This is a genomic window from Tardiphaga sp. 866_E4_N1_4 (assembly GCF_052076075.1).
Lineage (GTDB): Bacteria > Pseudomonadota > Alphaproteobacteria > Rhizobiales > Xanthobacteraceae > Tardiphaga > Tardiphaga robiniae.
The window spans coordinates 2,088,663-2,114,703 of record NZ_CP197242.1 but is presented as its reverse complement, the minus strand read 5'-3'; the positions used below and the strand labels follow the sequence as shown (position 1 = coordinate 2,114,703).

General features: G+C 62.4%; 23 protein-coding genes. 16 read left to right on the top strand and 7 right to left on the bottom strand.

Features of this window, described 5'->3' with window-relative positions; genetic code table 11:
* Positions 1–41: 41 nt before the first annotated feature.
* Complete coding sequence (locus tag AB8B20_RS10505) at positions 42–1,985, top strand: BTAD domain-containing putative transcriptional regulator (protein ID WP_439072505.1); 1,944 nt, start codon at positions 42–44, stop codon at positions 1,983–1,985.
* A 3-nt stretch (positions 1,986–1,988) separates the two neighbouring features.
* Here AB8B20_RS10505 and AB8B20_RS10500 read toward each other — a convergent pair whose 3' ends face one another.
* Positions 1,989–2,456: an MAPEG family protein gene (locus AB8B20_RS10500; protein ID WP_439072504.1), complete on the bottom strand. Its 468-nt coding sequence runs from the start codon at positions 2,454–2,456 to the stop codon at positions 1,989–1,991.
* Positions 2,457–2,659: 203 nt separating this feature from the next.
* Positions 2,660–2,914 (bottom strand): hypothetical protein, encoded by a 255-nt coding sequence (locus tag AB8B20_RS10495; RefSeq protein WP_439072503.1) that lies wholly within the window; start codon positions 2,912–2,914, stop codon positions 2,660–2,662.
* A 388-nt stretch (positions 2,915–3,302) separates the two neighbouring features.
* Here AB8B20_RS10495 and AB8B20_RS10490 point away from each other — a divergent pair, with 388 nt between their 5' ends.
* The 4 genes from AB8B20_RS10490 to AB8B20_RS10475 are packed head-to-tail and all read left to right on the top strand — an operon-like array spanning position 3,303 to position 6,920.
* The gene (locus AB8B20_RS10490) at positions 3,303–3,962 is read left to right on the top strand and encodes a class I SAM-dependent methyltransferase (RefSeq protein ID WP_093756645.1); all 660 of its coding nucleotides are present in this window, start codon (positions 3,303–3,305) and stop codon (positions 3,960–3,962) included.
* Between the two features lie 56 nt (positions 3,963–4,018).
* On the top strand, positions 4,019–4,816 hold the full coding sequence (locus tag AB8B20_RS10485; RefSeq protein ID WP_374725715.1) for a UDP-2,3-diacylglucosamine diphosphatase: 798 nt from the start codon (positions 4,019–4,021) through the stop codon (positions 4,814–4,816).
* A 14-nt stretch (positions 4,817–4,830) separates the two neighbouring features.
* The gene (locus tag AB8B20_RS10480) at positions 4,831–5,880 is read left to right on the top strand and encodes a glycosyltransferase family 4 protein (RefSeq protein WP_439072501.1); all 1,050 of its coding nucleotides are present in this window, start codon (positions 4,831–4,833) and stop codon (positions 5,878–5,880) included.
* Between the two features lie 53 nt (positions 5,881–5,933).
* Positions 5,934–6,920, top strand: coding sequence for a threonine ammonia-lyase (locus AB8B20_RS10475; protein WP_439072500.1), 987 nt, complete (start codon positions 5,934–5,936; stop codon positions 6,918–6,920).
* 10 nt (positions 6,921–6,930) lie between these two features.
* Here AB8B20_RS10475 and AB8B20_RS10470 read toward each other — a convergent pair whose 3' ends face one another.
* A complete protein-coding gene (locus tag AB8B20_RS10470; RefSeq protein WP_439072499.1) occupies positions 6,931–8,172 on the bottom strand; it encodes a hypothetical protein in 1,242 nt (413 codons plus the stop codon).
* Between the two features lie 76 nt (positions 8,173–8,248).
* Here AB8B20_RS10470 and AB8B20_RS10465 point away from each other — a divergent pair, with 76 nt between their 5' ends.
* Positions 8,249–9,466 carry an MFS transporter gene (locus tag AB8B20_RS10465; protein ID WP_439072498.1) on the top strand — a complete coding sequence of 406 codons (1,218 nt, stop codon included), beginning with the start codon at positions 8,249–8,251 and terminating at the stop codon, positions 9,464–9,466.
* Here AB8B20_RS10465 and dgcA read toward each other — a convergent pair.
* Entirely contained in the window at positions 9,436–10,407 is a 972-nt protein-coding gene (gene dgcA, locus AB8B20_RS10460; RefSeq protein ID WP_439073060.1) for an N-acetyl-D-Glu racemase DgcA, read from the bottom strand. The two genes, AB8B20_RS10465 and dgcA, sit on opposite strands and share 31 nt — an antisense overlap.
* 253 nt (positions 10,408–10,660) lie before the next feature.
* On the opposite strand from dgcA, the gene AB8B20_RS10455 reads away from it, so the two are divergent.
* Genes AB8B20_RS10455 through AB8B20_RS10435 form a run of 5 tightly spaced genes read left to right on the top strand, consistent with a single transcriptional unit; the run spans position 10,661 to position 14,923 of the window.
* On the top strand, positions 10,661–11,791 hold the full coding sequence (locus tag AB8B20_RS10455) for an ABC transporter permease (RefSeq protein WP_089265213.1): 1,131 nt from the start codon (positions 10,661–10,663) through the stop codon (positions 11,789–11,791).
* Positions 11,792–11,796: 5 nt separating this feature from the next.
* Positions 11,797–12,609, top strand: coding sequence for an ABC transporter ATP-binding protein (locus tag AB8B20_RS10450; RefSeq protein ID WP_089265212.1), 813 nt, complete (start codon positions 11,797–11,799; stop codon positions 12,607–12,609).
* A 19-nt stretch (positions 12,610–12,628) separates the two neighbouring features.
* Positions 12,629–13,558 (top strand): MlaD family protein, encoded by a 930-nt coding sequence (locus AB8B20_RS10445; protein WP_089265211.1) that lies wholly within the window; start codon positions 12,629–12,631, stop codon positions 13,556–13,558.
* Positions 13,559–13,589: 31 nt separating this feature from the next.
* Positions 13,590–14,465: an aldose 1-epimerase family protein gene (locus AB8B20_RS10440; protein WP_439072496.1), complete on the top strand. Its 876-nt coding sequence runs from the start codon at positions 13,590–13,592 to the stop codon at positions 14,463–14,465.
* Positions 14,466–14,518: 53 nt separating this feature from the next.
* Positions 14,519–14,923 carry a GFA family protein gene (locus AB8B20_RS10435; RefSeq protein WP_093756638.1) on the top strand — a complete coding sequence of 135 codons (405 nt, stop codon included), beginning with the start codon at positions 14,519–14,521 and terminating at the stop codon, positions 14,921–14,923.
* A 108-nt stretch (positions 14,924–15,031) separates the two neighbouring features.
* Here AB8B20_RS10435 and AB8B20_RS10430 read toward each other — a convergent pair whose 3' ends face one another.
* Positions 15,032–20,446, bottom strand: coding sequence for a hypothetical protein (locus AB8B20_RS10430; protein WP_439072494.1), 5,415 nt, complete (start codon positions 20,444–20,446; stop codon positions 15,032–15,034).
* A gap of 424 nt (positions 20,447–20,870) precedes the next feature.
* Here AB8B20_RS10430 and AB8B20_RS10425 point away from each other — a divergent pair, with 424 nt between their 5' ends.
* Positions 20,871–21,218 carry an Hpt domain-containing protein gene (locus AB8B20_RS10425; RefSeq protein ID WP_414716862.1) on the top strand — a complete coding sequence of 116 codons (348 nt, stop codon included), beginning with the start codon at positions 20,871–20,873 and terminating at the stop codon, positions 21,216–21,218.
* A 167-nt stretch (positions 21,219–21,385) separates the two neighbouring features.
* Positions 21,386–21,706, top strand: coding sequence for a 2Fe-2S iron-sulfur cluster-binding protein (locus AB8B20_RS10420; RefSeq protein ID WP_089265206.1), 321 nt, complete (start codon positions 21,386–21,388; stop codon positions 21,704–21,706).
* A 40-nt stretch (positions 21,707–21,746) separates the two neighbouring features.
* Here the strand turns inward: AB8B20_RS10420 and AB8B20_RS10415 are convergent, their stop codons facing one another.
* Positions 21,747–22,199, bottom strand: a complete 453-nt coding sequence (locus tag AB8B20_RS10415; protein ID WP_092147107.1) for an acyl-CoA thioesterase — start codon at positions 22,197–22,199, stop codon at positions 21,747–21,749.
* Between the two features lie 200 nt (positions 22,200–22,399).
* Between AB8B20_RS10415 and AB8B20_RS10410 the strand changes: the two genes are divergently transcribed.
* From AB8B20_RS10410 to AB8B20_RS10400, 3 genes are all read left to right on the top strand, one after another.
* Positions 22,400–23,428, top strand: coding sequence for an NAD(P)/FAD-dependent oxidoreductase (locus tag AB8B20_RS10410; RefSeq protein WP_089265205.1), 1,029 nt, complete (start codon positions 22,400–22,402; stop codon positions 23,426–23,428).
* 262 nt (positions 23,429–23,690) lie between these two features.
* The gene (locus tag AB8B20_RS10405) at positions 23,691–24,326 is read left to right on the top strand and encodes a DUF2147 domain-containing protein (protein ID WP_120291400.1); all 636 of its coding nucleotides are present in this window, start codon (positions 23,691–23,693) and stop codon (positions 24,324–24,326) included.
* Positions 24,327–24,597: 271 nt separating this feature from the next.
* Positions 24,598–25,167, top strand: coding sequence for a DUF4865 family protein (locus AB8B20_RS10400; protein ID WP_439072492.1), 570 nt, complete (start codon positions 24,598–24,600; stop codon positions 25,165–25,167).
* On the opposite strand, the gene AB8B20_RS10395 is transcribed toward AB8B20_RS10400, so the two are convergent.
* Positions 25,164–26,021, bottom strand: coding sequence for a LysR family transcriptional regulator (locus tag AB8B20_RS10395; RefSeq protein ID WP_068735591.1), 858 nt, complete (start codon positions 26,019–26,021; stop codon positions 25,164–25,166). The two genes, AB8B20_RS10400 and AB8B20_RS10395, sit on opposite strands and share 4 nt — an antisense overlap.
* Positions 26,022–26,041 lie beyond the last annotated feature (20 nt).

Here is a 26,041-nt window from a genome sequence, read left to right as displayed (position 1 = left end):
CAGTGTGCCCAAAATTTAGTCTTTCGCTTTTGGGACGCGTCGTGCTCACCGGGCCGAACGGCGTGGTCGGCTTGCCAAACAAGAAGCTCTCGGGATTGCTTGCTTATCTGGCTTGCACGGCACCGGAGCCTCAGCCGCGCGAAAAACTGTCGACCCTGTTCTGGGGGTCTTATTTCGACGCGCAAGCAAGGCAGAACCTCCGTCAGTCACTGTTCAAGCTACGTCAAATTCTGGGTCGGGATGCTCTCAAGAGCGATGGCGAGTTCGTATCGCTGAATACGACGGTGATCCTGTGCGATATCAGCCGGTTCGAGGCCCTGGTGCGGGAGGGCGGCCGTGATGCGCTGGGTGAGGCAGCGGATCTCTATCGAGGGCGCTTCGTCGATGACATCGGTGTTAGCGAAGAAGGCTGGAGCGATTGGCTGGCTGGCGAACGCCAGCGATTTCAGGAGCTGGCTCTGACTGCGATGGTCGGGCTCGGCGAAAAAGAACTGGTCGCCGGTCGCGCCGATCACGCATTGAAGGCCGGGCACCGTGCCAGCGCACTGAACAACATGCGTGAGGATGCGCACAGGCTGATCATGCAAGCTCTGTCTGCAACTGGGCGTAAAGCTGAAGCGCTCAAATACTATCAAGAGGTCGTTGGGCTTCTGAAGCGAGAGCTCAACACAGAGCCGGACGAGGCAACCAGAGCGCTCGTCGCTGAACTACGCAGAGCCCAGACACTGATCGAATCGGTGGCTGTCAGCGAGATCGAAATATCGACTCCACTTGCGCCTGCTCTGATGATGGTCATGGATCAACCATCCATCGTGGTTCTGCCGTTTCGGAACATGAGCGACGACCCGGAGCAGGAATACTTCGCTGATGGCGTCACCGAGGACATCATCACCGCTTTGTCGCGCTTTCGCGAATTCGTGGTCATCGCACGCGGATCGAGCTTCGCCTTCAAGGATAGAAGGCTGACCAGCCGGCAAATCGCGCAACAACTCGGTGTTCAATACGTCCTGAGCGGCAACATCCGCAAAGCGGGCAACCGCATTCGTGTATCGGCCGAACTGACCCATGCCCGCGATGAGGTTCAGGTCTGGTCTGATCGCTACGATCGCGCCATCGTCGATGTTTTCGATCTGCAGGATGACATCAGCGCGAGCGTCGCTGCAGTGATTGATCCGGCCGTGCGGAGCGCCGAGGTCGAGCGCGCAAGGCGCAAGCCGCTCTCTGATCTTTCGGCTTACGACATCTACCTGCGAGCGCTTCCCCATCTATGGAACGGAACCCGTGACGGGATCACGAGGGCGATCGTATTGTTGCGACAGTCTCTCAACCGCGATCAGCTGCGCCCAGCCACGCTGGCGTCCCTTGCTTGGGCACTTGTCATGGCGTCGCCTCTGGGGGCGGCGGCTTTGCCGGAAACGTTGGTCGAAGCCCTCGTCTTGGCGCGCCGCGCCGTCGAGCAAGATGGCGCAGATGCTTTCGCCCATGCGGTCTATGGCTTCACATTGTTTGGTCCGGTCGGCAACAACGATCAGGGGCGCATCCACTGCAAGGAAGCTGTACGCCTCAATCCAAGCTCCGCCTTCGCCTGGGGCATTCTTGGAATGATCGACAGCATGGGTGGAGACTATGAGCATGCTGTCACATGTCTTCACCGGTCGATCGCCCTCAGTCCCTATGACAATATGCTCCATTTTTGGATGACGGGCCTGGCTGCATCATGCTTTGCGCTCGAGCGCCCTGAGGATGGTATCTTGTGGGCCCGCAACTCGATCCAGCAGAATCCGGCCAACGGTACGGGCCATCGTATGCTGGTGGCCAATCTTGTAACCGCCAGGCGATTGGAAGAGGCACGTGACGTGACGCGCCAGCGCGATGCCGTGCAAAAGACAACTATCGCGGAGCTTCGTGCCATGCGCTATTTCAAGCAGGACGATGCTCTTGAACGTTACCTGTCGGCTCAGCACGAGGCCGGCGTTGCGGACTGAGCTTCACGCGCCGACTGCAGATATCAACGTACGGATGGTCATGAAAATCAGGATGAGCGAGCCAACAGTCCAAAAGGTCGCGCGTATCTCATGAATCTGTCCGGTGAGATAGGCGATGAAGTGAAGCAGACGTGAGGCGACGTAGCCATATAGCAGCCATTGGGCGAGCAGCAGGGATGGTTGCGTGAGAATGTAGAGCAAACCCGCAACCAGGAAGTAGGGCAGGCTCTCGAGGTCGTTCATCTGGATCCGGCGAATCCGCTCGACGCGCTCGTTGGGCAAGAGTTGCGCCGGGTCGGGCGCGGGGTTCATCGGTGTCTTCTTGATATCCTCGGGTGAACGGTAGCCGCCTTTGACGTCGACCATACGGACGACGGTCAGCCACGACATCGCCACAGCCTTGAGGATCGTCAGGCTCGCAGCAATGACGTAGGTAGCGAATAGCGGATCGTTCAGTGTGAGTTTGTCCAATGTGCCGTCCCCCACAGGTCATAGATCGCATCTATGATCCAGCGCGTTTCCGAGTGAAATGCAATGTCTGTTTGTGCGATCGTCCGATCAGCCGCCGTCGAAAGGGACAAATGCGTGTCATGGAAATGCTCCACCCGAAGATTCTTGATCTTCTGGTGGATCTCGGAGACATCGATACTTGCGCTCTCGGTCGAGTCCGCTGTCTACCGCAGCAATCGGATTGCGATCTTGGGCTGGCGACGCTTCAATAGCCAGGGTTCCCAGAAAAACCGTGACGCTTCGGCGTGCGCTTCGTACAGGCCGATGCCGATATCGTGGAGAAAATCGGGCCTGTCTCTGATATCCGCGCGCAACTCTGCCCTGAAACGGGCTCGCTGCCGCCACGTGGCAGGCAGGCTGAAGATCGCACCGAGACGCATATGATCGTCGCATGATACAAACTGTGCGTAGGCGCGCATGGTGGTGCTCCGATTTTTGCGACCGGGATATCCCGGCATATCGCTGCGTGACAGCCATTGAAGCCTGTTGACGTAGTCGCCGACGTCAGTCAGGCGTCAGAGCAGCGTTATTTTCGCTTAAGGCGCCGCGAAGAGGCGGCCAAGCGTGTCGAACGCGTTCAGGAAGGGCTTCGTCTTGCAAATTCCGCGCGTCAGCACCGGATTCGCGATCCACGTGCGGCAGCCGCTCTGTGGGTACATATCAATTACGGTAGTCCCCGGGGCTCTTGGCGTATCCAGCGGTACTTCTCATGCGACACTCTGTCGTCGATCTGTCATCCCGGCTTGATATCAGCCGAACAGCAAATGGGTTGTCCGATTCTTTCGGACACGCTGGGCGGAACCTTCGATGACGACGCTGGATCTCGAAAAGTCCATTGTTGAAACGGCCTATGCGCGGTGGGCTCCGATCTATGATGCGGTGTGCGGTCCGGTGATGCTGAAGGGGCGCCGTGCGGCTGCGGAAGCGGCGCGCGCTGTTGGCGGCAAGGTGCTTGAAGTTGGTGTCGGCACTGGCCTGTCATTCGATGACTATGATGCGACAACCGAGATCACCGGTATCGATCTCAGCGCGCCCATGCTGGCCAAGGCGCGCGCCAAGATGGCAACCGGCCGCTATCCATGGGTCAAGGACATCAGGGAGATGGACGCCCATGCCATGACATTTTCTGACGCGACCTTCGACTGTGTCGTCGCACAGTTCGTGATTACGCTGGTCGAGAATCCCGAGCAGGTATTGTCCGAGTGCCACCGCGTGGTGAAGCCGGGCGGCCGCATCATTCTCGTCAATCATCTGTATTCGGAGACTGGTCTGGCAGCCGCCGTCGAGCGCTGGGCCGCGGTGAAGACCCGTTCCCTTGGTCTACGCCCGGAATTCCCGTTCGCGCGGCTGCAGGCGTGGTCGCAGGCGAATGCTGAATCGATCCTCGTCGAACGCCGCAAGGTGGCGCCGTTCGGCATCTACACATTGGTTACTTTTGAGCGAACCGCGGCGGCGCTGGCGGCGTAAATCGTCATCGCCGTGTCATGCAAATCAGTTAGCTGCTCGACATGGAAAGAGACGTGATGAGTGAAGGCAACGAAAAGCGCTTTCGCACCTTGTTTATCTCCGACGTCCACCTTGGCGCCCGCGGATCGCAGGCTGACCGGCTGCTGGACTTCCTCCGTACCCATGATGCCGATACCATCTATCTCGTCGGCGACATCGTCGATGGTTGGGCGCTGAAATCCGGCTGGCACTGGCCGCAGTCCCATAACGACTTCGTCCAGAAGATGCTGCGCAAGGTGCGCAAGGGCGCCAAGGTCGTTTACATTCCCGGCAATCACGACGAGTTTTTGCGCAGCTATTACGGCACGCATTTCGGCGGTATCGAGGTCGTCGAGACTGCGACGCATGAAGGCGCGGACGGCAAGAAGTATCTTGTCATCCATGGCGACATTTTCGACCTCGTGGTGCAGAACGCGCGCTGGCTCGCCCATCTCGGCGACAAGGCTTATGACTTCGCGATCCAGATGAATCGTCTGGTCAATGCGCTGCGCAAATTGTTCGGCTTCCCCTACTGGTCGCTGTCGAAATGGGCCAAGATGAAGGTGAAGAACGCCGTCAACTATATCGGCGCATTCGAAGAGACGCTGGCCGGCGAGGCACGGCGTCACGGCGCTGATGGCGTGATCTGCGGCCACATCCACTACGCGACAATCCGCGACGAGCACGGCATCCGCTACATGAATTGCGGCGACTGGGTCGAAAGCTGTACGGCGCTGGTCGAACACGAGGATGGCCGCTTCGAGATCATTACCTGGACCGATCCGGTCCGCCGCGGCATGCCGGTGCAGGCGCTCGCACCGGCCAAGGCGGCGTGAAGGATGGCGGCCTGATGCGCATTCTTGTCGCTACCGATGCCTGGCATCCCCAAGTCAACGGTGTCGTACGCACGCTGACAATGATGGCGGAGGCGGCCAAGGGCTTGGGTGTCGGTGTGAGTTTTCTCACGCCGGAATCGTTTCGTACGGTCGGGCTGCCGAGCTACGCTGATTTGCGCGTTGCGATCCCGAGCCGCCGCAAGATTGCGCAACTGATCGACGAGGCGAAGCCCGACAACATCCACATCGCGACCGAAGGCCCGATCGGATTTTCGGTGCGTGCCTATTGCCGCCGCCGGAGCATTCCCTTCACCACCAGTTTCCACACGCGCTTTCCCGAATATATCTCGGCGCGTTTTCCGATTCCGGAATCCTGGGTCTGGGCCGGCCTGCGCCGCTTCCATGGCGCCAGCTCTGCCGTGATGGCGGCTACGCCGGCGCTAGCGACCGAGTTACGTGACCGCGGCTTCCGCAATGTCGTGCTGTGGCCGCGCGGCGTCGACGCCAATCTGTTTCATCCGCGCCAGGTCGATCTCGGCAAGCCGAAGCCCATTTTCCTCTCGGTCGGCCGCGTCGCCGTCGAGAAAAATCTCGAAGCCTTCCTCGATCTCGATCTGCCCGGCACCAAGGTCGTGATCGGCGACGGCCCGGCGCGTGCTGCGCTCGAAGCGAAATACCCGGATGCACTGTTCATGGGCGGGCTGCAGGGCGAGGCTCTGGCCGTTGCCTATGCCTCAGCCGATGTCTTCGTGTTTCCGAGCAAGACCGACACCTATGGTCTCGTGCTGCTCGAGGCGTTGGCGAGCGGCGTGCCGGTGGCTGCCTTCCCGGTAACGGGTCCGAAGGACGTGATCGGCGCGTCGCCGGTCGGTGTGTTGTCGGATGACTTGCGGCAAGCCTGTCTCAAGGCGCTCGAGATTTCGCCGCAGGATTGTCTCAAGTTTGCTGCCGGTCACACTTGGGAAGCGTCGGCACGCGCTTTCGTCAACAATATCAGCCATGTGCGGGCCGAAATCGCCGCCCGTGCACCGTCCGCAACGAAGCATCCGCGTTTTGCTGCCTGATCTGCGATTGGTATAGCTTGCCCGCTGGTTGTGCCGCGCGATAAAATGCGCGCATGACAAACACTCCATTGCCGATCACATCCGCCGATATTGATGCCGCCGCGCGCGTCATCGCCCCTTATGCAGCGCGAACGCCGTTGCTCCGGTCGCCTGCGCTCGATGCGCTGACCGGCGCGAAAGTGTTCTTGAAGCCCGAAGTGCTGCAGCGAACCGGCTCGTTCAAGTTTCGCGGCGCCTTCAACAAGATTTCCTCGATCCCCGAGGGTGAGCGCGGCAGGGGCGTCGTCGCATTCTCCTCCGGCAATCATGCACAGGGCGTAGCCGCTGCAGCGCAGATCCTCGGCATGAAGGCGACCATCGTGATGCCGTCCGATGCGCCGGTCTCGAAAGTCGAGCGCACCAGGGGCTATGGCGCCGAAGTCGTGCTCTATGATCGCGACAAGGAAGACCGCGAAGCCATCGCCCGCGACATCGCCGGCAAGAGCGGCGCCACGGTCGTGCCGCCCTATGACGATCCGTTCGTGATGGCCGGGCAGGGCACTGTCGGCCGCGAGATCGCCGAAGACATGGCCGCCTTGGGCATCGTGCCGGACATCGTGTCTGCGCAGGCCTCCGGCGGCGGCTTGATCGGCGGCATTGCCACAGCGGTGAAGGCGCGATTCCCCGAGACCTCGATCATCGTCGCAGAGCCCGCGGGCTTTGACGATCACGGCCTCTCATTGCGCGCCGGCAAACGTGTGGCCCATAGCAATGCGGGCCGCACGATCTGCGATGCGCTGATGGCCCTGACGCCCGGCGAAATCACCTTCGCCGTCAATCAGCACCTGCTGTCGGGTGCCGTCACCGCCACCGAGGAGGAAGTTGGCAAGGCAATGGCCTTTGCGTTTCGCGATTTGAAGCTGGTGGTCGAGCCCGGCGGTGCCGTGGCGCTGGCCGCCCTGATGCAGGGGCGCTTCGATGCGCGCGGCAAGACGGTGGTGATCGTTTTGTCCGGCGGCAATGTAGATGCGGATCTCTACGCCAGGATCATCAACGCCTGAGCTGAAGCGCTTACGAGAAGAACGCGATCTTCTCGGCCTGCGTCATCTTGCGGATCGGCGCCAGCGGGTCCGATGCCGGCGCGTTCGGATCCGCGATCACGCCGCCAGCAATCAGCGCTGCGCCGAGTGATGGCGCAGCCGCTTCCACCTGAGGCACCAGGTCCGGCTGCGGCGGCTCGGGTGCCAGTGCAACCTCGGCGATCTGCGCCAGCGTCATCAGATCGGGATTGAGGGCTTCGGGTTCGGCTGGCTGAACAGCGACAGCTTCAACCTGCATCACCTCAGGCTCAACGTATTGAGGCTCGGCAAGCTGAGGCTCAATAACGTCCGGCTCGCTCAGATCGAGCGCGCCCATCTCTGCGGCGACCATATCGAGCACGGCGAGGTCATGTTCGTCCTCAGCAATGCCCGCCGTTTCAGACGCCTGCGGGACATCGTCTGCGGCGATAGCCAAGGAGGCCTCAGCCATCGTCGCGGCAAGCTCCGCGGTGGCTTCTGCGACAGGCGCGGCGGTCTCAGCGACGACCGTCTCTGCGAGGGCCGGCTGTACAGCGGCGCGCGGCGGTTCGACGCTTGAGATTGTGACCGTTTCAGCCAGCACTTCGCTCGCCTGCGACTTGAACAGCGGCGTCACGGATGCTTCGCGCGCCTCTGCGACAACGGGCTCGACCTTTTCGGCAGCCGGAGTCGGTTCGGCCTGCGCAGTCGTTGCCGCGCTGCCATCGACCATCTGCTCGATCCGCTGCATCAGCAAGTCGTAGCTTGCCAACACGTCTTCGCGGCCATTGCCGTTGAGCGCCTGCTGGCCGGCCTCGATGGCCTTCACCTGCGTGTCCAGGAGATCGCAGATGCGCGTGTCGGCACCGCATTCGCGCAGCGTCCAGGCGATCTCGCGAATGATACGGGTGCCGTTGCGGGCACCGGTCAAAACCTCGTCGGTGTCGACGCGCGGCATCGCTTCGATGGCGCTCGCCTTGGCCTGACGGACGGCAGAACGGATCGCGCCGAGCGCGGCGATCAGGCTGAGCGCCGGCGCCTGCTTCTGGGCGGCGAGATTGGCTTCCAGCCGCGTGACGGCTTCGAGCACCAGGCTGGTATCGGCCGTGCGGTTGCGCTTGGCATATTCGGCGAGAAACCAGCGGCCGCGCGCGGTCTCCATGAAGGCTTCGCGGATCGCGTCATAGTCTGCCTCGCCCGGCAGGGTGGGGCGGGCGGAGATCGGCGACAGGGCAAATGCTTCTTCGGCCATCATGATAACTCGTGGCGCGCACAGGGATGCGCGGTATGTAACCATCTCCACGATCCCGTGGCGAATCGCAGTTCACCTCATGATAGCCGAATCCGCCCCCCATAGCGCCCCGCAAATCCGCCGCAAATTCGCGCAGCGGCTGGCGATGTTCTACGGCACCGTGTTCGGCTCCAGCGGTTTCTATCTGCCGTTCTTCCCCGTCTGGCTGAAGGCGATCGGCATCGATCCGACCTGGATCGGCACCATCCTTGCTGTGCCGTCGATGACGCGCTTCACCACGCTGCCCTTCATCACGGCGTTTGCCGAGCGCCGTCATGCCCTACGCCAGACGATGATTGTCTGTGCCTTTCTCACCATGATCGGCTTTGCGACGGTGGGCACGCTACGCGAACCGCTCGCCGTGCTCCTGGTGTTCGCGCTGACGGCCGTGGTCTGGACGCCGCTCACGGCGTTGACCGATGGCTATGCGCTGAAAGGCGTGGTGCGCTTCGGCTTCAGTTACGGTCCGCTACGGCTGTGGGGCTCGGCGGCTTTCGTGGTTGGCGCGCTCGCCTGCGGTCTGGTCGTCAATTGGCTCGACGGCGAGCATCTGATCTGGGTGATTGTTGCAGCGATGGTACTGTCGGCTGTCGTCAGCCTTGGTCTGCAGCCACTGGGCGCGCCGACAGGCGACGGCACGGTGCTGTCGAAGGCAAGCGCGTTGCTGCGCGATCCCGGCTTCCTCGCCATAGCGGTCTCAGCCGCACTGATCCAGGGCAGCCATGCCGGCTACTACACCTTCGCGTCGATCACCTGGCAGGCGTCCGGCCTCGACGGCCTCACCATCGCTGGTCTATGGACCCTCGGTGTGCTCGCCGAAATCATCCTGTTCGCAGTGTCGCCACGCCTGACTTTGTCACCTGCAACCATGGTCATCCTCGGTGGCCTTGGCGCATTGCTGCGCTGGACGCTGACCGCGCAAACGCTTCCCCTCCCGATTCTCGTGGTTGTGCAATTGCTGCACGGCGCGACCTACGGTCTGACGCAACTCGGAACAATGGGCCTGCTGCTGCATCACGTGCCGCCGCACGTCATGGCGCGGGCACAGGGCTATGTCACCGCCTGCACCGGCCTGGTGATGAGCAGCATGGCGGTTCTGTCAGGCGCGATCTATGCGCGTTACGGCGAGGGCGTTTATTACGTGATGGCCGTGCTTGGCCTTGCCGGCGCGACCGTCATATGGTTCGGCCGGCATCGCGCCGGGCAGCCGCCGGACGTTGCGGGCGATCAGCCCCAGAGCGCCGCGTCGGGCGGATAGACCGTGCTTTCGTCATAGCGCAGACCGCCGTCGCGATCTCCGGCGAGCAATAGCGGGCCATCAAGATCGACGAAGCGTGCATATTGCGCAATCAGCATCGCGGGCGCCATCGCCAGCGACGTCGCCACCATGCAGCCGACCATGATGTCGAGATTCATGGCGCGCGCGGCATCGGCCATCGCCAGCGCTTCGGTCAGGCCACCGGCCTTGTCGAGCTTAATATTGATCGCATCATAGCGCCCGCGCAGCGCCTCGAGCGAAGCGAGGCCATGCACGCTCTCGTCGGCGCAGACCATGATCGGCCGATGCACATGCATCAGCGCATCATCCTTGCCTGCCGGCAGCGGCTGCTCAATTAGCGTGACGCCGGCGTTATGGCAGGCATCGAGATTGGCTTTCAGGTTGTCCGGCGTCCACGCCTCATTGGCATCGACGATCAACTCGGATTCCGGTGCGGCCTGGCGCACGGCCTTGATGCGGCTGATGTCGTCGTCACTGCCGAGCTTGATCTTCAGCAGCGGCCGGTAGGCGGCCTTTGCGGTGGCGGAGGCCATCGCCTCGGGTGTACCAAGCGAGATCGTATAGGCGGTGGTGCAGGCGCGCGGTGCCGGCCGCTGCAGCATGTCCCAGACGCGCTGGCCCTGGCTCTTGGCTTCGAGGTCGAGCAGGGCGCAATCCACCGCGTTGCGGGCGGCACCGGCGGGCATGGCCGATTGCAAGGCGTCACGGCCGAGGCCTGCGGCAAATCGGTCCTGCATCGCCAGAATGGCGGCCAGCGTAGCCTCCGGGGTCTCGCCATAGCGCGCATAGGGCACGCATTCGCCGCGGCCAGTTACGCCGCCGCGGCTGATCTCGGCGACCACGACGACGGCCTCGGTCTTGGCGCCGCGGCTGATGGTGAAGGCGCCAGCGATCGGCCATTGCTCGATCCGGGCGGTCATTAGGGCGGGGGCAGCGTCGGATGCGGACAATGCGGCGTCTTTCGGGCTGTGCCGGCAACGGCGGGTAATGACGTGTCTATAAGTTTACGTGATCGCCGTGAACTTGTTTGCGACGCAATGCCGGTGTCTGACAGGGCGGATTAAGGCTATATTAACCATAGCAACGTGTTGGCTTCACTTGGCTTCTCAGAAACGTATTTGGGCGTGTTAATACTTTGTTCATGCACAGACTGAACGCCCGCGGGAGCCTGTTTTGAGCGGCCCGACCTTGGAACAGATCGCGAAAGGCGACGGCTTGGCGCTGTGCGCGGCTGGGTCGTGGACGGCGCGTTTTGCCCCCGCGCTCGAAAAACTCGTCGGCGAGGCCGAAAAGCTGACCGGTAGCCGCCCCAACATCTTCATCGACGTGTCGCAGGTCTCCAAGCTGGACACATTCGGCGCCTGGCTGATCGAGCGGTTGCGTCGGGCGCTGACCAATGGCGGCCACGAGGCGCAAATCGCGGGCCTTTCGGCGAATTACGCGACCCTGGTCGACGAGGTCCGCCGCGTGAAGCCTGCGGTCCCGTTACCGGCAAGCGGTAGCGCCCTGACTGCCGTGCTCGATGGCATCGGCCGCAATATCTATGGCATCGGGGAAACCCTCGTCGCGCTGGTCGATATGATCGGTGCCGTGATCGCGGCCTGGTTCCGCGTCTGGCGGCATCCGTCGAAATTCCGGCTCACCTCGGTGGTGCATCACCTGGAGCAGGTGTGCTGGAACGCAGTACCGATCGTGGTCCTGATTACGTTCCTGATCGGCTGTATCGTTGCCCAGCAGGGCCTGTTCCATTTCCGCCGCTTTGGCGCCGACGTCTTCGTGGTCGACATGCTCGGCGTGCTGGTGCTGCGTGAGCTCGGCGTGCTCTTGGTGGCGATCATGGTCGCCGGGCGCTCCGGCAGCGCCTATACCGCCGAGCTTGGTTCCATGAAGATGCGCGAGGAGATCGATGCGCTTCGCACGATGGGTTTCGATGCCATCGAAGTTCTGATCTTGCCGCGGATGGTGGCGCTGGTACTGGCGCTGCCTATTCTCGCATTTCTCGGCGCGATGGCTGCGCTCTATGGCGGTGGTCTGGTCGCCTGGCTCTATGGCGGCGTCGATCCGTCGTCGTTCCTCTCGCGGCTGCGCGAGGCGATTTCGATCAACCACTTCATCGTCGGCATGGTGAAAGCGCCTGTGATGGCCATGGTGATCGGCATCGTGGCCTGTGTCGAAGGCCTGGCCGTGCAGGGCAGCGCGGAGTCGCTGGGGCAGCACACCACCTCGTCAGTGGTGAAGGGGATCTTCTTCGTGATCGTGATGGATGGCGTATTCGCGATCTTCTTCGCAACGATCGGGATCTGACGGCCATGACCTCGACGACTGCGACGCCCATTACTGAGACGCCGACGGCTGCCGCCTCCACCTCTGCCGATGCGATCATCAGCGTGCGCGATCTTACCGTGGCATTCGGCAGCCGCCGTGTGCTCGACGGCCTCAACCTGAACGTGGCGCGCGGCGAAATCCTCGGTTTCGTCGGCGCGTCCGGCGCCGGCAAGTCCGTGCTGATGCGCACGATCATTGGCCTCGTGCCAAAGGTCTCCGGCACGATCGAAGTGTTCGGCACCGATCTCGACAGCGGCGACAAGGAACGCCGCGAAGTCGAGCGGCGTTGGGGTATCCTGTTTCAACACGGGGCGCTGTTCTCGTCGCTCAACGTGCGACAGAACATCCAGTTTCCGGTGCGCGAATATCTCAAGGTCTCGGAACGTCTGCTCGACGAGATCACCATGGCCAAGCTTACCATGGTCGGTCTCAAGCCGGAGGTCGCCGATCGCTATCCGTCGGAACTCTCGGGCGGCATGATCAAGCGCGTGGCGCTGGCGCGGGCGCTCGCGCTCGATCCGGAGATCGTGTTCCTGGACGAGCCAACATCGGGTCTCGATCCGATCGGCGCCGGCGATTTCGACGAATTGGTGCGCACGCTGCAGCGAACTTTGGGGCTGACCGTTTTCATGGTAACTCATGATCTCGACAGCCTGCATACAGCCTGCGACCGGATCGCCGTTCTCGGTAATGGCAAGATCATCGCGCAGGGAACGATGGCCGACATGCTGGCCTCGCAGCATCCCTGGCTTCGGGAATATTTCCACGGCAAGCGCGCACGCGCTGTTATCGGCTAGTTGTACTGGAGTTGGTTTGATGGAAACGCGGGCGAACTTCGTCCTGATCGGAATTTTCACGCTGGCGGTGATCGCCGCAGCGTTCGGCTTCGTGTTGTGGTTCCAGAATCTGCATTCGACCACGCAGCGCACGCCGCTGCGCATCATCTTCGAAGGCGCGGCGTCCGGGTTGCGCAACGGCGGCAACGTCAACTTCAATGGTATCCGGGTCGGTGAAGTCGTCTCGGTGAAGCTCGACAATCCCAAGCGCGTCGTTGCGCTGGCGATGGTCGAGAATATCGCGCCCATTCGCAAGGACACGCAGGTCGGCCTGGAATTTCAGGGGCTCACCGGTGTAGCTGCGATCGCGCTGAAGGGCGGCGATGAAGCTGCGCCCGCGGTCCCGCTGGACACCGACGGCGTGCCGGTGCTGACGGCCGATCCGGAGCTGCTGCGGGATATCTCTGAATCGATCCGGGCAACGCTGAACAACGTCAATCGTCTGGTCGCCGACAATCAGGATACTCTCAAGGGCGCCATGAAGAATGTCGAAACCTTCACGGCGACGCTGGCGAAAAATTCCGAAGTGATCGACGGCATCATGCTGAAGATCGACAGCGTGATGGGCAAGGCCGATGGTGTCATGGGCAAAGCCGATAGCGTCGTCGCGCGGACCGACAATATCCTGCTCGGTCTTGATGCGCTCGCGGGCGGCAAAGATGGCGGCGAACTCACGGCGGCCGTGAAGTCGTTCCATGAGCTGACCGAGAACCTCGACAAGCGCTCGGGCGCTCTGATCCTCGACGGTCGCCGTACCCTCGCCGATATCAGCCGCGCTGTGAACAATCTTGACCGCAACCCGACGCGCCTGTTGTTTGGCGCCAGCAGCGGCACACCCGCGGCTGCGCCTGCACCGGCGGCGCCTCCGGCATCTGTCGCTCCGCCGCGTCGTCGCCAGCAGGCTCAATAGACACCAGTCCCGATATACATGGAGAGCGCTGATGGAGACCCAAGATAGCTTCACCATCAGCAATGGCCGCGTCACGGCGACGATCAAGGCCGCTGGTGCCGAACTCTGCTCATTGAAGGATGCGCATGGGCATGAAGTGCTCTGGCAGGCCGGTGAGGAATGGCCTCGCCACGCGCCGCTGCTGTTTCCGATCGTCGGCAAGCTAAAGGACGATGTGCTGCGCCATCGTGGCCAGGTCTATGCAATGACCCAACACGGTTTTGCGCGCGACCAGCGCTTCAGCTGGACCGGGCAGGGACCTGCGTCCTGCGCGCTGTCGCTGGCAGACAATGACGCCAGCCGGGCGAAATATCCGTTCGCGTTCCGGCTTGACGTCACCTATGTGATCGAGGGCGATGAACTGGTGATCGGTTATGCCGTCACCAATACTGGCGACGAGATGCTGCCGGCCTCGATCGGTGCGCATCCGGCATTTCACTGGCCGCTGACGGATGGCGCCGACAAGCGCGCGCATACGATCATCTTCTCCGATGCTGAACCGGCGCCGATCAGACGGCTCGAGGGTGGACTGTTGCTGAGGGAGCCGGAACCGTCGCCGGTACAGGGCGGCGCACTGGCGTTGTCGGAATCGCTGTTCGTTAAGGATGCGATGATCTTCGATCATCTCGCCAGCAGGTCGCTGAGTTATAGCGCGCCTGGCGGACCGACGATCACCTTCGCCTGGGAAGGCTTTCGCGAACTTGGCATCTGGTCGAAACCATCCGGCGCTGCATTCCTCTGCATCGAACCGTGGTACGGCTATGCCAGCCCGGTGGATTTTGACGGCGAGTTCGCCGACAAGCCGGGCGTGATGCACATCGCGGTGGGCGAGACGCGCAGCTTCACCCAACGCATCGGGTTCGCATAAGGTTACTGTCGCGGCCCGTGATCCAGCAGACCGCTGCATCGAGGAGGTCCGTCATGTCGAGAACTGCGTCCTGTTCGTGCGGTCAGCTGTCCATCGTGCTCGAAGGCGAGCCGAGGGGCGTCGGTATATGCCACTGTTTCGCCTGCCAGCGCCGGACCGGCAGCGTCTTCGCAGCGCTCGCGGGGTTCGGGCCAAGTTACAATGTGAGCGGCATCGCGACCGAGTATGTCCGCACAGGGGATCAGGGGGCGCGCTTCCGATTCCGGTTCTGTCCCGTCTGCGGCACCAATCTCTTCCACACCGAAGAAGGATATGAAGCGCGTTCCGTGGCCGTGGCGGTCGGCTGCTTTGCCGATCCGGATTTTCCGCCTCCGGAGATCTCCGTCTATCATTGCCGGCGGCATGCCTGGGTGTCCTTGCCATTCGGCGTCAACATTCACGACAAGGATCCCGCGTGATGACGGCACCGGCCCGGCCCCGCGTCTAGCGCTCCGGCACAACAGCAGGCCCAACAAAAAAGCGGAGGCATCGCTGCCTCCGCTTTTCGCGTTCGTATTTAATCTTGCTTAGCCCAGCCGACCTGCTGCATGCGCGAGCAGGGTGTAGACCAGACCCGTTTCCGAGGTCAGATGGCTGCGCAGCGCTGCCGGGCCGCGTTCATCGCGGGCGACTTCGTCAAGCAGGCGTTCGAACTCGGTGATGTAGCGATCCACCGTACCCTTGAAGTTGCGATCCGACCGATACTTGCGGGCGACTTCATCGAAAGCCTTCTGGCCGGCGGGCGTATAGAGCCGCTTGCTGAAGGCCTTGCTCTCGCCGCGCTGATAGCGATCCCACATTTCAGCGGCGAGCGTCCGATCCATCAAGCGGCCGATGTCGAGCGACAGCGACTCCAGCGGATTGGCCGAGGCTGCAGGCTGCTGCGGAGCCGGTGCGCGGCGCGGCGGCGTGCGATCTTCCTCGACGTGATCGGCGCGGCCGAGCAGATCCGACAGCCAGCCGTCACGGCCCTGGTCGGAGTTGGCCGGAGCAACCGACGGCGCTTCGGTGCGACGCGGCGCAGGACCACCGATATCGGGCATCGGCAAGTTCGTTGCGCTACGGGCCGGCGGCTCCTCGCGGCGCGGGGCCGGACGCGGAGCCTCGTGGCGCGCTTCACTACGGCTGCTGGCGATCGCCATCGCCGGCTCCTCGTCACGCTGCACGCTGGTGGTGCGGCTGGTCGAGACCACGTCGAGGCCGCGGCCGTGGCGGGCCACGATGCGGTTCAGCTCGGCGAGCGCCTCGATCTGGTCGACGATCACCTTGCGCATCTGCGCAGTACTCTCGGCGGCTTCCTGCGGCATGTCGAGAACGCCACGGCGCAGTTCGGTGCGGGTGCTCTCGAGCTCGTTGTGCATTTCGGCAGCCATCTGCTTCATGCTGGCGACCATCGACGAGAACTTGTCGGCCGACTGCTTGAACATGGCATCGGCTTCGTGCGTGCCCTGCTGGTAGATTTCGCTCATGGCTTGCGTTGTCGCGCGGCGTTCTTCTTCCGCGGCGGTGCGGACGGCTTCGAACTGCCGGCTGATCGCTGCCGAGCCCTGACCTGCGGTCTCCGCGACGACGCGGGCGATGTCTCGGGCACGCTCTTCGGCGGCTGCCAGCGATTCGTCGAGCAGGCCGGTGAAGCGGGTGAGGCGCTGATCGAGATCGGTGGTGCGCAGATCGATGGTGGTGACCAGCGATTCCAGCGCCGCCTTGCGTTCGCCGACCGACGACATCGTGGTGCGGTTGCTCTGTTCGACCAGAGCCGCGGCATCCACGAGGGCATGGCCATGGGTTTCGAACTGGCCCGAGAGCGAGCCGAGATCTTCCAGGGCCTTGGAGGTCTTGGAGGTGAACACGGTGAGCTGTTCTTCCAGCGTCTGGGTAGCCAGGCCGTTGCGCGACGTCACGTCGTTCATGGTGGACACGAAGTCCGCCACGCGGGTGACCAGAGCGCGCTCCAGCGAGTTGAGGTTGTCGTGGGCGCCGGTGAGGACTTCCTGCAGCAGGATGTTGCCTTCACGCAGGCGTTCGAACAGCGCCACGGTATCGGTGCGCAGGATCTTGCTGGTTTCCTGCATCTCCGTGACCGCAGTGATCGAGACCTGACGCGACTGCTCGATGGCGGTGCGCGAGCTCTGCTCGAGATCCTTCAGCGACTTGTTGACCGCACCGGTGGCGAGTTCACCAGCCGTGGTGATGGCGCGAGCCACGTCCGTGCTGTTGGTGACCATGGTCTGCGAGAAGGTTTGGCCGCGGCTTTCGATCGCCTTGAGCGCGTCGGCGGTGACGCGGTCGATGTCGACCGTGAGCTGATTGGCCTTGGTGCCCAGCGCATCGACCAGCGAACCGCGCTTGGCGTCGACCATCTGCGACAGACGGTCAGTCTGCTGCTGCACATAGGTGACGATTTCGTCGGTCTTGCCGGTCATCGTGGTGCCGAAGCTGCCCGAAGCGGCGAACACCGACCGCTCGATCTCCGACGAGGTGGTCTTGATCTTGGTGGTGATCTCGTTCGAGGCGGCGACCAGCGAGTTGTGCGCATTCTGCGCACTGGTCTGGATGTTGTCGGTGGTGTTGGCAGTGACGTTCGAGAGCGAACGCTCGATGTCGGCGGAGATCACCTTGATCTGGTTCGCGGCATCCGCCGAGGAGGTTGCCAGCGAGGTCTGCACTTCGCGAGCGCTCGAGAGAATCGCAGCCGCCGTATCGGCGCCGACCGCGGTGAGTGTGCGCTGCACGTCGATGGAGAGCGACTTCACGTGGCTTGATGCCTCGGAAGACGCCGTGACCAGCGTGCTCTGGGCTTCGCGGGCGCCGGCGACGATCGACTCGGCAGTTGCGGTGCCGGCCGTCGTGAGGCTGCGCTCCATATCGGCTGCGAGGTTGCGGACATGGTTCGACGCTTCGGTCGAGGCGTCGATCAGCGAGGACTGGACGTTGCGCGTGCTGGCCAGGATCGAATCCGCGCTGGCGGTGCCGGCGGCGATCAGTGTGCGCTCCACGTCGGCCGCAAGGGTGCGGACCTGCTGCGAGGCGTCTGTCGATGCGGCGACCAGCGTGCTCTGCGCGGCGCGGGCGCCGGACAGGACCGAGTCGGCCGTCGCCGTGCCTGCGGCAGTGAGTGTGCGTTCGATATCGGCCGAGAGCGACTGGATCTGGCTGGCAACTTCCGAAGAGGTGGCGACCAGGGTCGACTGGGCGTCGCGGGCACCCGACAGCATCGAGGCTGCGGTGGCGGAGCCGGCCGCGGTGAGGGTGCGCTCGACATCGGCCGACAGTGACTTCACCTGTAGCGAGGCTTCGGAAGACGCATTGACCAGCGTGGCTTGCGCATCGCGGGCACTGTTGACGATGGCCGTGGCGGCAGTGGTGCCGACAGCGGTCAGCGAGTTCTCGATATCGGACGCCGTCAGCTTGAGCTGCGCGCCGACATCGGTCGAGACCGACACGAGGGATTCCTGCGCGGCGCGGGCGCCGGCCTGAATGGTCTCGCTCGTATTGACCATGAGATGCGTGAGCGAACGTTCGGCGTCCTCGACATTGGTCTTGATGCCGATCGAGAGTTCTTCGGCGCGGGCCATGAGCGAGTCGCTGGCCGTGCGGCCGGAGGTTTCGATACGGCCGGCAACAGCCTCAATGCGCGAGCCGAGCAGTTCCTCGAACTGTTCGACGCGGGTTTCGATCCCGCCGGCGACGATGCCGATACGACCTTCCATGCCTTCGTGGATCGTCTGGAAGCGCGCAGTGATGGTATCCGCGAACTGTGTGCTGCGGCTGTCGATGGCATCGGTGACGTTGTTGATGCGGCTGTCGATGGCCGTGATCGCCTGCGTCGTGCCTTCGGTGAGCGAGCTCGTGAAGTAGGAAAGGCGGTCGTCGATCGAGTGGATCGCCTGCACGGCGCCTTCCGTGAGCGCGGTGGTCAGGTGGGTCAGGCGGTCGTCGACCGAGCTGACTGCGAGGTTCGCGCCTTCGGTCAGGGCGGTGGTCAGATGCGTCAGGCGCGAATCGACCGACTGGACGGCCTGGTTGGCACCTTCCGAGAGCGTCGATGCGAGGTTTTCAAGACGCGTATCGATGGTCGCGGTGACCGACTGCGCCCGAGCGTCAAACGTTTCTTCAAGGCTCTTGAGACGTCCATCGACGGTCTCGTCGAACGATTTGATCCTGCTGTCGAGCGACGCATCGAGATTGACAACGCGGCCTTCGAATTTGGTCTCGAATTCTGCGAGGCGGGTGTCGAGCGACGACGTGATGCCGCCGACATTGGACGCGACGCGGGTGTCGAAATTATCGACATAGGTCTTCAGCGTTTCCGAGATGTCCTGCGTGCGCTGACCCAGGCGATCGACGACTTCGCCGCCGAAGGTCTTCACGGTGCGGTCGAATTCCGAGATGTGCTTGGTGATCAGTGCGCCCAGCGTGCCGCTGTCGCGCGAGAAGCGCTCGGCCAGCTCAGAGCCCTGTTCCTTCACCAGTTCGTCGAAGGCGTTCATCTGCAGGCTGAGGGTGTCGTGCGCGGTTTCGGTCTGGCTCGCGACCTTGGCGACCAGTGCGTTGACGGTGGCGTCGAGGGACTCGCCTGCCTTGTCACCTGACGTGAGGATCTGGTTGGCGAGGCGGTTGCCGGCATCGTCGATCTTGCTGACGAGGTCGCCGCTGCGCAGCTCGAGTTCGAGCAGCAAGCTATCGCTGGAATTCTTAAGCGAGTCGTGGACCTGCTCGGTGCGATCCGACACGCGATCGACGATGGTCGAGGAGCGCTGTTCGAATTCGCTGGTGATGCGGTCGATACGCTCGTTGAGCATTTCGTGGACGCGGTCGGCGAGATCGACGAATTCGTCGTGCACGTGGCCGGTCTTGAAGTTGAGGCTCGTCGTCAGACGCTCGCTGGCGTCGAGCACCGCACGGGTCGTCTCGGCGCTGGCCTCTTCGAGGCGGTCGAGCAGGTCGCCGCCGCGCTCGCCGAGTGCGAGGATCATGTTGTCGCCGGCATTGCCGAGCGCGCGGGTGATGTGTTCGCCGCGCTCTTCGAGGGCGCCGGTGATGCTCTTGGCGACTTCGTCGACGCGCGATGCGATGGCGTCCGAAATCAGCGCGATGTCGTGGCGAAGATCGATCTGCACGCCCGAAATGGCGGAGCGAACCTGCTCGGCCTGACCGACCAGGTTGTCGCGCTGATGCGCGATGTCCTGCAGAAGCGCGCGGATGCGGACTTCGTTGTCAGAGTAAGCGCGCTCGAGCGCGGAAACTTCGTTGGCGACGAGGGTTTCGAGTTCGCCGGCACGCGCAATCGCGCGCTCGACGCCGTCGCCCATCGCGGCGACTTCGCGGCGGATCGCCTGGCCGACCGTGACCATCGAGTCGCTGGCAGTGCTTTCGGGCTCGGAGAAGCGGATCGCAACCTGTGCCATCGACTGGGCGATCAGGCGCATTTCCTGGCCGCGCCAGGCGAGGCTGGCGAGGAAGTAAAACAGCAGGATCGGGGCGAACAGCAGCGCGGCGAGACCGGCCAGCGCCAGCGTGCCGCCGGAGCCCTGACCGATCAGGGCCTGCAGCGACGGCAGGAACGCAACGGTCAACAGGCCTGCGCCGACGATCCACAAGCCGGCGAACAGGGTGGCGAGTGTATAGACGTTGCGGGCGGGGCGGTTCTTCTGCAGCGCCTGCAGGATCTGGCCGATGGTTTCGCGGTCATCGTTCGCGGGACGGCGCGCAAAGCGCTGATCGTCCTGCGGCTCGAAGCTCGGGCGATCATTGGCGATGCGTGCGTCGAAGGCGTTGTCGTCGAGGTCGACGGGGGAAGATGGATTGGTGGGAGCGTTGTCGGCACGGATCGCGGGTTGATCGCGATCGACATGCGCGGGGTCGCTGATGTTGAGTGCTTCCTGGATGGCAGAGAGCGCGACTTCGGTCGGATCCTTGGCCTTTTTGGTGTTGTTTGCCATGCTCGTTCCACGCCCCCTGATTACGCAACTGACAGAAGTCCCCACGATTCGTTCCCGCCTGCAGCATGGCGACTGGCCATGTGCACCCCGCGGGACGAATTTCGGACTGCCGGTCGCTCGGCTTGTCCGCTACTTCCGCAAACATCCTATTGGCTTGGTCGTGCGAATGAAATGGTTCTGGTTAAGACATTCTTAATGATAGTTAACGGCTTCCCCCGGTAACTTCTTGTAGCGCCTCAAATAAACGGAATGGCCCCTCAATCGTGGCGAGTTTGCGTCAAAACTGCGTCAACCCGGCGGATTGTACCTAGAACGTTCCGTTAACCAATTCCGTGTTTGGCTGCAAAAAATCGCAGCCGGATCGTTCGGTTGGCGGGAACTTGGGCCATCATCAATGCCGCTTCACCTCGAACGGATTCAATGGATGCCGTCACCGCCGCTGGTTCCCGATGACGGACCGATCGATTTCCCCCACCTTCAACGTATGACTATGGGCGATAGCAGCCTGGAACGTGAAGTTCTGGCGATGTTCGCGGCCCAGTCGAGCGAGTTGATCGAGAAGATCGTCAAAATGCCGGCGGATGCGGCTGAACTCACGCACAAGCTGAAGGGCTCCGCGCAGGCGGTCGGCGCGTTCCGCATCACGGAAGCCGCCGAATGGCTGGAAACGACGCTGCGCGACAGCAGCGATACCGCGGAGGCCCTGATGACGCTCACCGACGCCGTTCTCGAGGCGCGGGCGGAGATCGACGTCCTTCTGAAACGGTCCTGATCCCCAAGGGATCAGCTTTGATCCCAAAGGGACCGTTTTTAATCCCCCAAAAGGGGTCATGCTTGGTCCTGCTTTTCTAGATGACGGTTTTGCTGCGGAGCGCTGGCGCGATCCGGATCGACCCGTTATAGGACAGCCGGTATCTTCCTTTCGGCAGCGCGAGCATCATGGCCAAGATAAACTTTGTCGATCACTCCGGTGAGACCCGCAGCATTGACGCCGAGATCGGCTCCACGGTGATGGAGGCGGCCATTCGCAATGCCATCCCGGGTATCGAAGCCGAATGTGGCGGCGCCTGCGCCTGTGCCACCTGCCACGTCTATGTCGACGAAGCCTGGCAGGAGCGCGTCGGTGCGCCGACGCCGATGGAAGAGGACATGCTGGACTTCGGTTACGACATCAAGCCGAACTCCCGGCTGTCGTGCCAGATCAAGATCACCGATGCGCTCGATGGTCTTGTTGTGATCACGCCGGAACGCCAGGCCTGAGCTTCCCAAGACTTGTTCTGAGCTTTTCAAGCCCTGTTATTTACTGCGCGTTCAAGCCGCGCAGCATCCATGGCTGAAACCGGTCGACGACGTCGGGCGGGATCGGCGTTGGTTGACGGCTGGTGAGGCCGACCATCACGGTCGTTGCAATCGCCGAGGCCATGCACTTGCCTTCCGAAAACACCACCTGCGAATAGGTCACCGAGGTCCGGCCGATCTTGGTAACGCCGAGCCCGAGTTCGATCTTGCCGGGCCAGTGCAATTCGGCGCGAAAGTGAATATCGAGCCGCGCTAGCACCCAGCTTTGCCCCGGCGCGATCAGCCCGCATGCCGGGTCCCGCATCAGCAACACGCGGCTGGTTTCGAAATAGCTCGAATACACCGCGTTGTTGACGTGGTTGTTCGGATCGAGATCCGCAAAGCGCACATTGTCCGACAGGCGATAGGGATAGTCGTCGAGGACGGGCGCCGGGGCGCGGGCAGGGGCGTTCACGAAATTGATCTCCAGCAATGCTTGGCAGGTTTGCGCCTGTTACAGCGCAGTTGCACAGCCCAGGCAAGGGCGGGGCACATGCTGATTTCAGGCCGAGCCGCTGTGGCTTTCCCCGTGTGGCGCCGCTAGGCTGGACGCAATTGCCGGATGGCGCCGGGCTCTGCGATCTCGCAGGGCTGGTTCAACCGAGAAAAAACACTATGGGCGAAACGATCAAGACGGACGTGCTGATCATCGGCGCCGGCCCCTGCGGACTGTTCGCCGTTTTTGAACTTGGTCTGCTCGATATGAAGGTCCACCTCGTCGATATCTTGGACAAGATCGGTGGCCAATGTGCCGAGCTCTATCCAGAAAAACCGATCTACGACATTCCTGCGATTCCGCTGGTCACCGGTCAGGGGCTGACCGAAGCACTGCTGGAGCAGATCAAGCCGTTCCATCCGACCTTTCATCTGAATGAAATGATCGAGACCATCGAGAAAATCGGCGATCCCTTGTTTCGTGTCACGACGGATGCCGGCCAGGTGTTCGAAACCAAAGTGGTGGTGATCTCCGCCGGCGGCGGCTCGTTCCAACCGAAGCGTCCGCCGGTGCCGGGCATCGAGGCCTATGAAGGCACGTCGGTGTTCTACGCGGTGCGCAAGATGGAGCAATTCCGCGACAAGGATCTGCTAATCGTCGGCGGCGGCGATAGTGCGCTGGACTGGACGCTTAACCTGCATCCGGTCGCGCGGCGCGTCACGCTGTTGCATCGGCGCGATGATTTTCGTGCTGCGCCTCACAGTGTCGAGCAGATGCGCAAGCTCGTGGCAGCCGGTCAGATGGACCTGCAGATCGGTCAGGTCACCGCGCTCGAAGGCGAGGGAGGCCATCTCACTGGGGCTGTCATCAAGGGCAATGACAACGAAAGTGTCCGGATCGACTGCAATACGATCCTGCCGTTCTTCGGCCTGACCATGAAGCTCGGTCCGGTCGCCAACTGGGGCGTCACGCTGGAGAACAACCTGATCCCGGTGGAGACGGCGTCGTTCGAAACCAATGTCCCCGGCATCTTCGCCATCGGAGATATCAATACATATCCCGGCAAGCTGAAACTCATCCTGTCCGGCTTCCACGAGGGCGCGCTGATGGCACAGAAGGCATATCACTACGTCTATCCGGACAAGCGCCTAGTGTTTCAATACACGACGTCCTCCTCCAGCCTGCAGAAGAAGCTCGGCGTTAACTAACTTCGGCTAGTTGTTGGAATCATCTTGTGTGACGGAGATGCAAAGGCGGTTCGGATCGCCGGTAACCGCGTCGGGTTCGGTGGGGCAGCTTGTGGCAAAGCTGTGGCCGCTGACACAATCGGACATCCGGCGCGCGATCGGCAATCTTGCAAAAGCCATCAACCGCGGTCACTCTCTCGTCGCGGAAGATTGATAGTCTATGCAATCGGATCGAGTGCGGACTCGGCGGATGCCTGGACGACGAACTGCACTGGGGAAGGCGATGGCACAACTTCGATCCCGACGTCTGGCGCTCACAGTCGCCTCAGGTCTGGCCGCATGCGCGATGTTCGCCGGCCCTCTCCACGCCGCTGAGCCGACTGCTGCCGGGCTTTGGCAGAAGGTCGAGAATAACAAGCCTGTCGTCTGGGTTCTGGTGGTTGACCATGGCGGCGGCGTATTCGAAGGCGCGATCGCCAAGACGTTTCCGAGCCCCGATGACAAGCCGGGCGACGACTTCTGCGGCAAGTGCGTCGATGACCGGAAGGGCCAGCCAGTGCTAGGCATCTCCTTCATCCGCAACATGCAGCAGCAGGGACTGAAATACGAGAACGGCAACATTCTCGATCCGCGCGACGGCAAGGTCTACAAAGCCAAGATGAGCGTCAGCGCCGATGGTCGGGCGCTCACCGTGCGTGGCTATTGGGGCATTGCGCTGCTCGGCAAGGACGAGACCTGGTACCGTCTGCCCGACACCGAAATGGCCTCGCTCGATCCAACCGTGATCGCGAAATATGTGCCGACCCTCGCGGCAGCAGCCGTGAAGCCGCCAACCGTCGGTAATGCCGCCGCGAAGGCCCCCGTCGCGCCGATGAAGAAGGCCAGTAACGTGACCCCGGGTAGCAACGTCGCGCGCTGATCGCCGCCAACTTGCTTGTGGCTCCCCCACAAGCGAAGACTGTCCAACACCCCCCACACATTCTGGAAGCCGACGCCATGGCGCGTCGGCCATTTCGTTGCCAATTCAATCGTGGCGCGCCAGCTTCCAACGTTGCTTGTCGGCTCTCTCCGGACGTCATTTATTTGAATACCGGATCATAGAAATATGATTCCACGTCTGTTCTTCGCGGCCCGTCGATCGATATCGTGCATCGATCCAATGACAATGGCTGCTGAAGGAGCCCATCACGATGATCGTTGCGCATTACGAGCATCGCTTGCCCGCCGACTATGATCTCGGCCGGATCCGCTCACGCGCACAGGAGCGTGGGCCGCTCTGGGATGCAAAGCCGGAGCTTTATTTCAAGGGATTTCTCTTGCGAGAGAGCGGGCGCTTCGGGGCAACGACGTCCAGCTATTCCTCGCTTTATCTGTGGCGGCACGACGAGGCATTTCGCGATTTTCTCGTGAACGGCGGATATAAGATCGTCGTCGATATGTTCGGTCGGGCGCTGATCGAAACACGCGTTGCCCTCGATGCCCGGAAGGGGCGTAGCCGGAAAGCTCGCTTCGCCTATCGGCAAGACATCGCCATTCCGCCCGACGCCGATCTTGAAACAACGATAAGAGGGGAGATCGAGCGCAACGCGGATCTCTCGGTTCGCGCCGGAATTGTTGCAGCCGTCGTCGGTCTGGATGCCGAGACGTGGGTCTTCACCCGCGTTCTGCTGTCAGAGAATGAACAGACCGATGCTGGCGCTTGCTACCAGATCCTGCATCTGGCGCAGCCGCTGCTGGATCGCCTTCCATACGCTACCTAGCTCGTATGCGCGCGGTGTTCGCGGAACGCAGCCGCGAGGGTTCGCAGCGCTTGGCGAGACTGCATATCCGACAGTGTCGAGAGAAGTACGATTTCCGATGACGCCAGCGGTGGCAGGCCAAATTTCTGGCTGACTTCGATGGTGCCGGCCGGTGCAAGCCGGCAGGAGAAGACCGCGGTGGCAAGGCCCGCCGAGACAGCGTCCGACACGACTGAAGAGCCGCCACCGAGAAACACCTCCGTCCATGCGATGCCGGCCGCGTCCAGCGCATGAATGGCAACGTCGTGCACGCCACATACTGGCGTTAGCGCCGCCAGTCGCAATGCCTCGCCCGGCCGGTGCACAAAGCCTGGTGCTGCGAACCAGCCGAAATGCTCGGGTGCAAGCACTTCGCCGTCGCGTCGGTCATCCTCACGCCGGACGATGGCCGCATCGATTTCGCCGCGGTCGAATGCGTCCAGCAAATTGCGTGAATTATCGAGGCGAACCTCGATCGTGAGCGTGGGGTCATGGGCATTCAGGCGAGCCAGCAGCGTCGGAACCTCCGGCCCGGCCACATGGGCCGCAATGCCGAGTGCGAAACGGCGACGGGTCGCAGACAAAGCTGCGACAGCGCGATCATGCGCGGCCAGGAAGTCGCGGGCTGAATCGACGAATAGCGCGCCTTGCGCCGAGAGGCGCACCATTCGCGGGGTTCGTTCGATCAATTTATGGCCGAGGCGGTCTTCCAGCCGCTTCAGCTTCACGCTGATCGCGCCCTGGGTCGTGCCAAGCGCTTCCGCCGCACGCGTGAAGCTCTGAAGATTGGCGATGGTCACGAATGCCTGCACGGCATCCACGTCCAGGGCACTCATTTGAATTATCCAGATTTGTT